This is a genomic window from Stutzerimonas urumqiensis (assembly GCF_003640395.1).
GTDB classification, from domain to species: domain Bacteria; phylum Pseudomonadota; class Gammaproteobacteria; order Pseudomonadales; family Pseudomonadaceae; genus Stutzerimonas; species Stutzerimonas urumqiensis.
This window is the reverse complement of record NZ_RBZQ01000007.1, coordinates 73706-86207: the sequence shown is the minus strand read 5'-3', so window position 1 is coordinate 86207 and position 12502 is coordinate 73706. Positions and strand designations below refer to the sequence as shown.

Sequence of the window (12502 nt, the reverse complement as noted above, 5' to 3'; positions counted from 1 at the left end):
GGCAAGCCCTCGGCCGAAAAGAACGCCCGCCAGGAAGGCGATCCGAACATTGGAAAGGAATCTGCACGTGAAAACCGTCCGTTATCGCGGCTTCACCCTCATCGAACTCATGGTGACCCTGGCGGTGCTGGGCATTCTGCTGGGCATCGCCGCACCGTCCTTCAACCAGACCCTCGAGCAAGCTCGTCATCGTACCCAGATGAACCAACTGCTGACCGATCTCAATTTCGCACGCAACCAGGCGATAACCAGCCGACAGCCTGTAACGCTTTGCGCGGGGCAGGATGCCTGCGACGGCAATGACCAATGGGTCGGGCGGATGATGATCTTTCGGGACCCTAACCTGAATGGACAATTTGACGCAGGCGAGACCTTGCTACAGGTCTCGGAGATCGGCGGGAGTCTGCACTGGAACTGGAGCAGTTTTCGCAACCAACCTCACCTGAGCTTCCGCACGGATGGTACGACCAATGACCAGAACGGCAGCCTTTCGCTCTGTCACGGAGGCGAAGTGCTCAAGGCCTTCAAGATCAACATCACAGGCAGAACGAGACTTGACTCACAGCTCGCTGACAACGACTGCGACTGACCTGCCGTACAGCGGATTAAACCGACCGGATGTCCGGTCGGTCGAGGAAGCCAGGCGGCAAAATCGCATCATTTCGCAACCTAATGAACCGAGAGCAGCTATGCGCGACTCCCGTGGTTTCACACTGATCGAACTGATGATTACCCTGGCGATCCTGGCAATCCTGCTCGGCCTCGCCGCGCCGTCGTTCCGCCAGATGATTGCCAATAACCGAACCCAGACCGCCGCCGACAACCTGATGACCGCCTTTCAGTACGCACGCTCCGAAGCCGTGCGCCGTGGCGTTTCGGTCGAAATCTGTCGGCGCAACAACGGGGCCTGCGCCAACGCGACGACGTGGGGCAATGGTTGGCTCGTAAGAATTCCTGATAACCCGGCTACCGTGGCAAACGAAACAACCGTATTGCGGGTATGGGATGCCACCGCCGGCGGCACGACCATCACCGGTCCCTCGCAAACGCTGACTTTCCTTCCAAGCGGCCTGCTCGCCGCTGCGCCTACGTCCGCTTTCATCGCCGCTCCCGCAAGCTGCGCCGGCCAAACGAATTACACCCTGACGCTGAGCGTCACCGGTCATCTTTCCCGTGCAAAAGGAACTTGCCAATGAGCCACGTCTCGCTCGCGCCGCCTGACCGTGAGCGCGGCGCCACCCTGATCGAAGTGCTGGTCGCGCTGCTGGTGCTGTCCATCGGTCTTCTCGGCCTGGCCGGCCTGCAGATGGCCGCGATCAAGAGCAACCACAGCGCCTATTACCGCTCGCAGGCCACGGTGCTGGCCTACGACATCACCGATCGCATGCGTGCCAACCGCGCCGACGCGCTCAACGGCGTATACGACACCGCCCTGACCAACGTGACCTGCGATCCCGATCTCGACGCGACGGGCACGCTGGCCGCAAAGGATGTCGCCGAGTGGCTCAATTCGCTGTCCTGCCTGCTCTCGAGCGATGCACGCGGCGGCATTACCCGTGTCGGCCGCGTCTTCACCATAACCGTCGAATGGGATGACAACCGCGGCCGCATCGAGAACTCGGCCGCTACCGATCGCGAAACCTTCGTTTACCGGACGCAGCTATGAACCAGAAAGGATGTTTTGCGCAGCGAGGGCTTTCCCTGATCGAGCTGATGATCGCCATGCTCATCAGCCTGCTGCTGCTGGGTGGGGTGCTTCAGGTGTTCCTTTCGAGCAAGGAGCTTTACCACACCAACACGGCGGTTGCGCGGGTGCAGGAAGCGGGACGCTTCGCAACGGAATTCGTCGCGTTCGATGTCAGGCAGGCGGGGTACAAGGGGGAATGTCTGGGAGAACCGGTCAACCATTTGAATCTGACCAGTGCCAGCGCCGATCTACGCAACGCCTACAGCACGAGCCCCGCAATCCAGGGCTGGGAAAACAGCAAGCCCGTGATTTTCGCGGCGACCGAGCAGACTCGAGCCGACACCGATGCGCTCATCGTTAAATATGCAGGTTCCGGTCTCCCCTTCGAGCCACAAGGCACACACCAGATCGGCGGACCCAACTTGGGCGTCGACGGCAGTACCGGGGCGTTTTCTGGTCAGATCGTAATCGCAGCCAACTCTACTGGCTGCGACATCTTCCAGAACACAGCAAACCAGCAGGCAACGACGTTCAACACCAGTGGCGGCAATGTCACGCCAGGCAACCGGAACGTTAACTGGAGTCAGTCCTATACCGAGCCGCTTTCCGCGTACATTCTGCAAAGCCACGTCTACTACATTCGCGACAACGCCGGTCGTCTGCCTTCCCTCGTTCGCAAAGCGCTCAGCCCTAGCCCACATGATGAGGAGTTGGTCGAAGGCGTGATCGATATGCAGGTCACCTATGGCCTCGACAAGGACGGCGACCGTCTGGCGGACGACTATGTAAAGGCCGGCACCAACAACCTCGTCGCATCGGGCGAGGGCGACTGGAACAAGGTCGTCTCGGCACGTATTTCGTTGCTGGTCGTCAGCCCTGAAATCAATGCGCTCGAAGAGCCGCAGGTTTTTGTGTACCCCGCCGTGGCGGGCATCGTTCGAGACGATGACTTCGCCACCTACGATGACGGCACCGTCACCATCAAGAACAACCGCATCGCCCAGGTCTTCACCACCACCGTAGCCATCCGGAATCGACTGCCATGAATCAAGGACGCCTCGGCCATGCCAACCAGCGCGGCGCCGTGCTGCTCGTCGCGCTCGTCATGCTTTTACTTCTGACCATCATCGGCATCGCCGCCATGCGCGATACCAACCTGCAGGAAAAGATGGCCGGCAACATGCGCGACCATAGCCTGGCCTTCCAGGCTGCCGAGGCCGGACTGCGCTTTGCGGAGCAGGAAATCAAGGATGACTACGACACGCTCATCAACGACGCCACCTATCCGATCAACGATGAAACGCCCGACGTGGTCACGTTCACGGCCTTCACGGGCGACGTTGCGGCCAAGCCGACCTACACCGTAACCCGCCTGCCTCACCCCGGTCCGCTCGACATGCAAGACATGATCAACCCTGAAACAGCCGGTGGCGGTTCGCTGGCCGCGGGTGAGTCGTTGATATTCGATTTTGTCCTGGTCCGTATCGAAAGCACCGGCACCGGCATGAGCGCCGACTCGAAGGTCACCCTTCGGTCCCTTTATTTCGTCGAGGAGTGACAGCAATGACGCGCTTGAACAGCAGCCGTCAGGCTCAAGGAAAGACCAACCATTGGCGCGCCCTGCTACTGGCCGGTAGCTCGCTGCTATGGACACTGGGTGCCAGCAGCGCCGCAGCCGACGTATCCCAGACCCCCCTGCTACTCGGTGGCGGGAATGTGCCAGGCAACCTTGCGCTGGTGCCGTCGGTGGAATGGCCGACGCTTCTCTCGGTGGCTAATACAGGTAACTACAGCTCTACCAACATCTATTTGGGTTATTTCGATTCCGCCAAATGTTACGTGTATGACGTAACGAACGAGTGGTTCGTACCAGAGGGATATGCCACTGCCCAAAAGTGCGGCGGCTCCAGGCAATGGAGTGGGAACTTCCTGAACTGGGCCGGCACGCCGACCATCGATCCTTTCCGAAGCGCCTTGACGGGTGGTTACCGTTATAAGGACGAAGTAGGACTAACTGTTTTGGAAAAAGCGCGACATACAGGCCAAAGCACTGCTGGGGATCGTACATCCGTCGAAAACGTACCCAGAGCAGAGATTGTAGGCGCCACGCCAGCCGGGACAAATTGGGAAAATTTCTACCTTCGCCTGAATAGGCTGGGGGTAGACATGCTATTTTCAAACTGGAATAACAAACTTGGCGACGACAACACCTCTAGATCAGAACAAATGCCGTACCCATCAGGCAGCGCTTATTGGGAAAATGGTCGACTCAAACCAAAAACCGGCTCAGGCAATACTTTAAAAAGTGTATTTCGTTTAAAGATACGAGTAAAAGTTTGCGTCCCAACGATGCTGGAAGCAAATTGCAAGCAATACGAAAATAATAGCTACAAGCCTGAAGGGCTACTTCAGCAATATAACGAAAGCATACGCTATAGCGTGTTCGGCTATCTAAACGACGGAAGTCAACTACGCGACGGCGGCGTATTGCGGGCCGGTCAAAAATATATAGGCCCACTTAAAAGGGAGCGCGGAGTAGCCGGCCAGACGAATAACGCCAGAGCCGAATGGGATAAGAACACCGGTATTTTGTTTACCAACCCGAACCCTGCCGACGCTACTGCAACCCAAACAGCATTTGGTCTTACGGTCAGCAATAGCGGGGTCATCAATTACCTGAACAAATTTGGTCAGCTAACTAACTATGATCACAAAAGCAATGACCCGGTAAGCGAGCTCTATTACGCCGCATTCCGGTATTTCCGCCACCCAACCGATGCAAACGGCAACTCGGTTGGCAATGTGCCTGAATATTCTACTCCGAGCCCGGCTCATACTATGATTTCAGGCGACACTAAAGATAAGTGGCTCGATGGCTTTCCGGTTATCACTGACTGGGATGACCCCATTCAATATGCTTGCCAGAAAAACGTAATCCTGGGTATCGGTGATACCAACACGCATGCCGACCGCAACCTGCCTCATGCAACAAAAAGCGACAAAGAACCAGCCACGCCGGCTCGAGTAGCAGCAGACAGCTTCAACGTATCGGATGCAACCGCAAGAGTTGGCATTATCGAAGGTGTTGACGTTAAAGCTACCTCTGCCGATACGTTTGGCGACTGCTGTAGCAATAATTCAGCCTATATCGCAGGCATGGCCTATCACGCCAACACTGTTGACCTTCGGGATGATATTATCGGCAAACAACTGCTCTCGACTCATTGGGTTGACGTTCGAGAAGGTGAGAAGCTCAAAGGCCGTGCAAAGAACCAATATTGGCTTGCGGCCAAGTATGGCGGATTTAAAGTTCCTGAAAAAGTCGAATTCGGTGATCCGTACGCTCGCACCGAAGCGCTTCCCAATAGCTGGTGGACTGATGGTGATCTTACCGAGGCAAAGGAGCTTCGCCCTCGCAATTTTTACGTAGCCAGTGATGCGACCAAGATGGTGGAAAGTCTGAAAACAGCATTCGCCAATATCGCCAAAGAAGTCAGCAGCACGACCGCCGCGCTATCGACGAACTCCACCCGGTTGGATACCGGCACAGCCGTCTTCCAGTCGCTGTTGGATAGCGCCGACTGGAGCGGCGATCTGCTCGCCAAGGCTGTTGCTACCGACGGAACGGTCGCTACCACGCCTTCCTGGCGGGCCGCGTCCAAGCTCGATGCGCTGACCAACGATCAGGCGCTTACACGAGACATCTTCACCTCAGCCCCGCCGACAACGGATATCGATACAGGCGCAGTACGCTCGACGACGGGCAGCCCCTTCACCTGGGCAGGTCTGACAGAGGAGCAGAAGCTGGCGCTTCGCGCTACGGCAGGCGGCACCCTGGTAACCGAGACGCTTGGCCAGCAGCGCCTTGAGTTCATCAAAGGTGACAGAAGTCAGGAACGAACCGATGCCAAACCGAACCTTCCGTTCCGTGAGCGCGCCAGCCGGCTCGGCGACATCGCCAACTCCGATCCGCAATACATACATAAGCCCAACTTCGGCTACGCGCAGTTGCCGGCGAGCGCAGGCTTCACTACCAGCACAGCCGCGGCCTACACCACTTTCCGCAATACCACGACCTATAAGAACCGTCCTCCGCTAGTCGTCGTGGGCGCGAACGATGGAATGCTTCACGGCTTCAATGCGAGCTTGGAAGGCGCAGGGGCTGGAACCGAGTTGTTCGCCTATGTCCCCAACGACGTTATCGATGACCTATACGAGCTGACCGAGCCCACTTATGCACATCGCTATTACGTGGACGGCACTGCCCGGCTCGGCGATGCATGGGTAGATGGCGCCTGGAAAACATTGGCGATCGGCTCCACCGGTGCCGGCGGACGCAGCATCTTTGCGCTGGACATCACCGATCCGGGGAACATGACCGCCGATAGCGTCCTCTGGGAATTCACCCATCCTGAAATGGGCTACACCCTCGGCCGGCCTAGCCTCGTCCCGCTTCCCAATGGCAAGTTCGGCGTCATCGTGACTAGCGGTTACGAGCGCAGCACTGAAACCACGGCAGGCTATGTCTGGGTTCTCGATGCCGCGGATGGCTCGATTCTCAGGCAATTCGACCTGCCGAATAGCGGTGACCTGGGTGCCCCGCTGGCTGTCGACCTGGACAATGATCGAGTCACCGACCGTATCTATATCGGCGACACGCAGGGCAATGTCTGGCGGCTCGACATCGAAGGCAGCAGTGCCACAGGGTGGGATGCGCCCTCTGCGCTGAAATCCGCTAATGCCATCACCCCATTGTTCATCGCGCTCGACCGCAACGGTGTCCGTCAGCCCATCACGGCGCCACTGGACGCGGCCTACACCAAGGATCGGGACATCATGCTGGTGTTCGGTACGGGCAGCTTCTACAAGACGACGGATAACGAGATACCCGCATCGCCGCAGGTCCAGTCGTTCTACGGAATCATCGATGGTGGCAGCCAGATCAGTGGGCGCAGCTCACTGCTGGAGCAGGAAATTCTCATTGAAAGATCAGGCACCAAACTTAATGGTCGCGGCATTAGTCAACGAGAGATGAGCGACAGCCATAAGGGCTGGTATCTGGACCTCGTGCTAAAGGGAGGCAACGCAAAAGGCGAACGTGTGATTTCACAGGCTCAGCTGGGTGGAAACCGCGTTACCTTCAGCTCCCTGATTCCATCAGACAACCCCTGCGATGCGGGCGGCCGTAGCTGGATCATGAGCCTCGACCTATCAACGGGGGGCCGTCTCGCCTACTCCTATTTCGACTACAACGGTGACGGCACGATTGATCAGAGGGACTACATCCAGCTCGAAGACGGCACCAAGATTCCGGTGAGCGGCATCTCGGACCCGGATGATGGTGCCGTGAAGGGCACCATTGGGCTGAATGACCGCAAGACGGGCAAGCGCTATCTCTGCTATGCAAGCTCGGCCGCCAGTGTAGGTAGTAACGGCGTCACGCCGGTGTGCATCGAAGTGATGGGCGACAATAACGATTCGAACCGGCTGTCATGGCACGAAGTGAGGCAGTAATGATGAAAAGACCAACCCTCTCACCCAAGCGCAACCGGGGATTCACCCTGATCGAGCTGATGATCGTGGTGGCCATCATCGGCATCCTCGCCGCGATCGCCTACCCCAGCTACCAGGAGTACGTGCGTAGCGCCAAGCGGGCCGACGCCCAGTCGGCTCTCATGCAGCTCTCCCAGTTCATGGAGCGCTACTACACCACCAACGGCCGTTATCTGACGGCGGCTGGCGCGGCGCCGGCGCTACCGTTCAGCGAGGCGCCGCGCGACGGCACGGCCAAAGCCTATGACCTGAGCTTTTCAGGCACGCCGACAAGCAGCACCTATACGTTGCAGGCGGTTCCGAAAAACTCGATGGCAGGCGATGACTGCGGAACCCTGACGCTGGCTCATACCGGTGCCAAGGGCCAAGCCGCCGGCGCAACGAGCGCCAAGTGTTGGAAAAATTAAAGCCGTGACGCAGAAAGGGCGCGCCAACTTTCAGGTTGTACGCGCCCTTTCCTGAATAGGCTCAAACAGCCCCGCCGTTACACCGCCTTCAGCCGCAGCTCCTTCGGCATCGAAAACGTCACGTTTTCCGGCCGCCCTTCCAGTTCGCTCGCGTCGCTCGCGCCCCAGGCCTTGAGCTGCTCGATCACGCCGCGCACCAGCACTTCCGGGGCGGAGGCGCCGGCGGTGATGCCGATGCGCCCGGCGTCGGCGAACCAGCCCTGCTGAAGGTCTTCGGCACCGTCGATGAGGTAGGCCGGAGTCCCCATGCGTTCGGCGAGCTCGCGAAGCCGGTTGGAGTTGGAGCTGTTCGGGCTGCCGACGACCAGCAGCACATCACACTCGGCTGCCAGCTGCTTCACAGCATCCTGGCGATTCTGCGTGGCATAGCAGATATCGTCCTTGCGCGGGCCGCCAATGCTCGGGAAGCGCGACCGCAGCGCATCGATCACACGGCTGGTGTCGTCCATCGACAGGGTCGTCTGCGTGACGAATGCCAGGGCTTCGGGATCCCGCACGCTAAGGCGTCCGACGTCGGCTTCGTCCTCGACAAGGTAGATCGCGCCGCCGTTACGGGTGTCGTACTGGCCCATGGTGCCCTCCACCTCGGGATGGCCCGCATGACCGATGAGCACGCACTCGCGCCCTTCCCGACTGTACTTGGCGACCTCGAGATGGACCTTCGTGACCAGCGGACAGGTCGCGTCGAACACCTTGAGGCCGCGGTTTTCCGCTTCGCGGCGAACCGCTTGGGAAACACCGTGGGCGCTGAAGATGACGATGGTGTCGTCCGGCACCTGGTCCAGCTCCTCGACGAAGACGGCGCCGCGTGCGCGCAGGTCCTCGACCACGAACTTGTTGTGCACGACCTCATGTCGGACGTAGATCGGCGGGCCGAAGACCTCCAGCGCGCGGTTCACGATCTCGATTGCGCGGTCGACGCCGGCGCAGAAGCCGCGGGGGTTGGCCAATGTGATCTGCATGCGTGTCGCCTCGTTACTCGCCGCCACGAACTCGCTCAGCACGCTTTGACGTCGATGATCTCGACGCGAAATTCGAGCGACTTGCCTGCCAGTGGGTGATTGAAATCGACCGTCACCTGACGATCGTCGAACTGCCTCACGACGCCGGGCAATTCGGTGTTCGCCGCGTCGTTGAAGATGACCAGCAGCCCTTCCGAAAGCTCCATGCCCTCGAACTGCTGTCGCGGCATGATCTGCACGTTCTGCGGGTTCGGCTGACCGAAGCCCTGCTCCGGCGGAATGTCCAGCGTGCGCTTGTCGCCGGCCTTGAGCCCGAACAGCGCCTGCTCGAAGCCCGGCAGCAGGTTACCGTCGCCCACCCGGAAGGTCGCCGGCTGCTTGTCGAAGGTGCTGTCGACCACATCGCCGTTGTCGAGCGTAAGGGCGAAATGAAGCGTGACTTCGGTGGCGTTGCCGATGCGCTGTTCAGCCATGAGCGGTTTCTCCGGTTTTGTTGCCCTTGAACATGTCCAGCGCCAGCATGATCGCGCCGACCGTTATGGCGCTGTCCGCCACGTTGAACGCCGGGAAATGCCAACGCTCCTGCCAGTGCACCAGGATGAAATCGACCACATGCCCCAGCACGACACGGTCGTACAGGTTGCCGAGCGCGCCCCCCAGCACCAGTGCCAGCGCAATGGCCAGCCAGGTCTCGCTAGGCTTGAGCCGCTTCATCCAGACGATCAGGACGCCGCTCACGACGATGGCGATCAGCGCGAACAGCCAGCGCTGCCAACCCGCCTCGGTCGCCAGAAAGCTGAAGGCGGCGCCGCGGTTGTAGGCCAGCGTCCAGCTGAAGTAGCCCGGCACGACCTCGATGCGCTGATACAGCTCGAGCAACCGCTCGAAGTACAGCTTCGTAGCTTGATCGATGGCGATCACCGCCACGCTGAGCCAGGCCCAGCGCAGTTTTCCAAGACTCATCGAGCGAGGCCCTCCTGCCGTACGAGGTGGTCAGGCATAGTGCCGCTCCTCGCCGGAGCCTTCGATGTTCTCGACGCAGCGACCGCAGATTTCCGGGTGCGCGGCATGCTGCCCGACGTCGGCGCGGTGATGCCAGCAGCGGCCGCACTTGGGGTCGTCCGACTTGCGCACGCTCAGCTTGAGGCCGGGCAACTCGCTCTGCACCGCGGTGGCCGGCGCCTGTTCGAGCGGCGCGATCGATGCCGCCGAGGTGATCAGAACGAAGCGCAGTTCTCCCTCCAACTTACGCAGCTGATCGGCCAGCGAGGCATCGGCATAGAGCGTCACCTCGGCCTGCAGGTTGCCGCCGATCGCCTTGGCCGCCCGCTGTTTCTCCAGCTCCTTGTTGACCGCCGCCTTGACGGCCATCACCTGCTCCCAGAACGAGCGGTCGAGCGGCGCATCGGCTGGCAGTTCGGCCAGGCGGTCGTACCAGGTGTTCAGCATGACGGACTCGTTGTGCTGGCCCGGCAGGTACTGCCAGATCTCCTCCGCGGTAAAGGCCAGGATGGGCGCGATCCAGCGGACCAGCGCCTCGGCGATGTGGTACAGCGCCGTCTGGCAGGAACGTCGCGGCAGGCTGTCGGCACCGGTGGTGTACTGGCGATCCTTGATGATGTCGAGGTAGAAGCCGCCCAGTTCCTGAACGCAGAAGTTATGCACCTTCTGGTAGACATTCCAGAAACGGTAGCTCGCGTAGGCCTCTTCGATTTCACGCTGCAACAGCAGCGTGCGGTCGATGGCCCAGCGATCCAGTGCGATCAATTGATCGTTCGGCAACAGGTCGGTCGCGGGGTCGAATCCTGTCAGGTTGCTCAACAGGAAACGCGCCGTGTTGCGAATACGGCGGTAGGCATCGGCGCTGCGCTGAAGAATCTGCTGCGACACCGCCATCTCGCCCGAGTAATCGGTGGCCGACACCCACAGGCGCAGGATGTCGGCACCCAAGGTATCGGTGACCTGTTGCGGTGCGATCACGTTGCCCAGCGACTTGGACATCTTTCGGCCATTCTCGTCCACGGTGAAGCCGTGGGTGAGCAGGCCCCGGTACGGGGCATGGCCATCAATGGCGCAGCCGGTCAGCAACGATGAATGGAACCAGCCGCGATGCTGGTCGGAGCCTTCCAGATACAGGTCGGCGCGCGGCCCCTGCTCATGACCCATCGGGTGCGAGCCGCGCATGACGTGCCAGTGCGTGGTCCCCGAATCGAACCAGACGTCCAGGGTGTCGGCGATCTTGTCGTACTGCGCAGCTTCATCGCCCAGCAGTTCGGCCGGATCGAGCTTGAACCAGGCCTCGATGCCCTCCTGCTCGACGCGCTTGGCGACTTCCTCCATCAGCTCGACGGTGCGCGGATGCAACTCGCCGGAGCTTTTGTGCAGGAAGAAGGGAATCGGCACGCCCCAGTTGCGTTGCCGGGAAATGCACCAGTCCGGGCGGCCAGCGATCATGCCGTGCAGGCGCGCCTGCCCCCAGGCCGGAACGAATTCGGTTTGGTCGATGGCGGCCAGGGCACGCTCGCGCAGCGGGGCGCCATCATGCGGCTGCTTGTCCATGCCGACGAACCACTGCGCCGTGGCGCGGTAGATCAGCGGCGTCTTGTGACGCCAGCAGTGCATGTAGCTATGGGTGATGCCGTCATGGCGCAGCAGTGCGCCGACCTCCTCGAGCTTGGCGACGATGGCCGGGTTTGCCTTCCAGATGAATTGCCCGCCGAAGAACGGGAGGGATTCGACATAAACGCCATTGCTCTGCACCGGGCTGAGGATGTCGTCGTTCTGCATGCCGTAGCGCTTGCAGCTATGGAAGTCGTCCTCGCCATAGGCTGGCGCCGAATGCACGATGCCGGTACCGGCATCCAGCGCGACGTAGTCGGCGAGATAGACCGGCGAGAGGCGGTCATAGAACGGATGGCGGAAGCGGATCAGCTCGAGCGCCTCGCCCTTGACCGTAGCGAGCGTACGCCCCTCGAGGCCGTACCGCTGCAGGCAGCTGTCGACCAGCTCCTCGGCGAGAACCAGCAGGCGATTGCCGACATCGACCAGCGCATAGATGAAGTCGGGATGAACGTTCAGCGCCTGGTTGGCCGGGATGGTCCAGGGCGTGGTCGTCCAGATGACGATGGCGGCGGGCTTGTCGAGCTGCGCCAGGCCAAAGGCGGCGGCCAGCTTGTCGGCGTCTTCGACGGTGAACGCGACGTCGATGGCATCCGACTTCTTGTCCTGGTACTCGACCTCGGCCTCGGCCAGCGCCGAGCCGCAATCGAAGCACCAGTTGACCGGCTTCAGCCCCTTGAACACGAAGCCCTGGCGAACCATTTCAGCCAGCGCGCGGATCTCCCCGGCCTCGTTGGCGAAATCCATCGTCTTGTAGGGATGATCCCAGTCACCGAGCACACCCAGGCGGATGAAGTCGGCCTTCTGTCCCTCGATCTGCTCGGCGGCATAGGCGCGGCAGCGCTCGCGCGTGAGGTCGGCCGGCTGGTTCTTGCCGAACGTCGTCTCGACCTTGTGTTCGATGGGCAGCCCGTGGCAATCCCACCCGGGCACATAAGGCGCATCGAAGCCCGACAGGGTCTTGGACCGAACGATCATGTCCTTGATGACCTTGTTCACGGCATGCCCGATATGGATGTTGCCGTTCGCATACGGCGGGCCATCGTGAAGGATGAACTTCGGACGTCCCTGACCAATCGCGCGCAGCTTCCCGTACAGACCGATGCTGTCCCAGCGCTGGAGCGTCTCCGGCTCGCGCTGCGGCAGACCGGCCTTCATCGGGAACGCCGTTTCCGGCAGATTGAGGGTCGCTTTGTAATCGGTCATCTCGGTCC

The 12502-nt window shown here is 60.4% G+C and carries 11 protein-coding genes; 7 read left to right on the top strand and 4 right to left on the bottom strand.

The window, feature by feature from the left end:
- The first annotated feature begins 67 nt into the window (after positions 1 to 67).
- The 7 genes from D7325_RS14370 to D7325_RS14340 all read left to right on the top strand — a co-directional run bounded on the left by D7325_RS14370 (position 68) and on the right by D7325_RS14340 (position 7647).
- The gene (locus D7325_RS14370; protein ID WP_245962091.1) at positions 68 to 589 is read left to right on the top strand and encodes a GspH/FimT family pseudopilin; all 522 of its coding nucleotides are present in this window, start codon (positions 68 to 70) and stop codon (positions 587 to 589) included.
- 100 nt (positions 590 to 689) lie between these two features.
- Positions 690 to 1196, top strand: a complete 507-nt coding sequence (locus D7325_RS14365; protein ID WP_120996773.1) for a GspH/FimT family pseudopilin — start codon at positions 690 to 692, stop codon at positions 1194 to 1196.
- Entirely contained in the window at positions 1193 to 1666 is a 474-nt protein-coding gene (gene pilV / locus D7325_RS14360; RefSeq protein ID WP_120996771.1) for a type IV pilus modification protein PilV, read from the top strand. The genes D7325_RS14365 and pilV overlap by 4 nt, the downstream gene beginning before the upstream one ends.
- Complete coding sequence (locus tag D7325_RS14355) at positions 1663 to 2733, top strand: PilW family protein (protein ID WP_120996769.1); 1071 nt, start codon at positions 1663 to 1665, stop codon at positions 2731 to 2733. The genes pilV and D7325_RS14355 overlap by 4 nt, the downstream gene beginning before the upstream one ends.
- Positions 2730 to 3245, top strand: coding sequence for a pilus assembly PilX family protein (locus D7325_RS14350; RefSeq protein ID WP_120996767.1), 516 nt, complete (start codon positions 2730 to 2732; stop codon positions 3243 to 3245). The genes D7325_RS14355 and D7325_RS14350 overlap by 4 nt, the downstream gene beginning before the upstream one ends.
- 5 nt (positions 3246 to 3250) lie before the next feature.
- Positions 3251 to 7201 (top strand): pilus assembly protein, encoded by a 3951-nt coding sequence (locus D7325_RS14345; RefSeq protein WP_120996765.1) that lies wholly within the window; start codon positions 3251 to 3253, stop codon positions 7199 to 7201.
- 2 nt (positions 7202 to 7203) lie between these two features.
- Positions 7204 to 7647, top strand: coding sequence for a type IV pilin protein (locus D7325_RS14340; protein WP_120997065.1), 444 nt, complete (start codon positions 7204 to 7206; stop codon positions 7645 to 7647).
- 77 nt (positions 7648 to 7724) lie between these two features.
- Here the strand turns inward: D7325_RS14340 and ispH are convergent, their stop codons facing one another.
- From ispH to ileS, 4 genes are read right to left on the bottom strand one after another with little or no spacing between them, the layout of a single operon-like run.
- Positions 7725 to 8669 carry a 4-hydroxy-3-methylbut-2-enyl diphosphate reductase gene (gene ispH / locus D7325_RS14335; protein ID WP_120996763.1) on the bottom strand — a complete coding sequence of 315 codons (945 nt, stop codon included), beginning with the start codon at positions 8667 to 8669 and terminating at the stop codon, positions 7725 to 7727.
- A 35-nt stretch (positions 8670 to 8704) separates the two neighbouring features.
- Complete coding sequence (locus D7325_RS14330; protein WP_120996761.1) at positions 8705 to 9142, bottom strand: FKBP-type peptidyl-prolyl cis-trans isomerase; 438 nt, start codon at positions 9140 to 9142, stop codon at positions 8705 to 8707.
- A complete protein-coding gene (gene lspA / locus D7325_RS14325; protein ID WP_120996759.1) occupies positions 9135 to 9632 on the bottom strand; it encodes a signal peptidase II in 498 nt (165 codons plus the stop codon). Before lspA ends, D7325_RS14330 begins: the two co-directional genes overlap by 8 nt.
- A gap of 30 nt (positions 9633 to 9662) precedes the next feature.
- Complete coding sequence (ileS, locus tag D7325_RS14320) at positions 9663 to 12494, bottom strand: isoleucine--tRNA ligase (protein ID WP_120996757.1); 2832 nt, start codon at positions 12492 to 12494, stop codon at positions 9663 to 9665.
- Positions 12495 to 12502 lie beyond the last annotated feature (8 nt).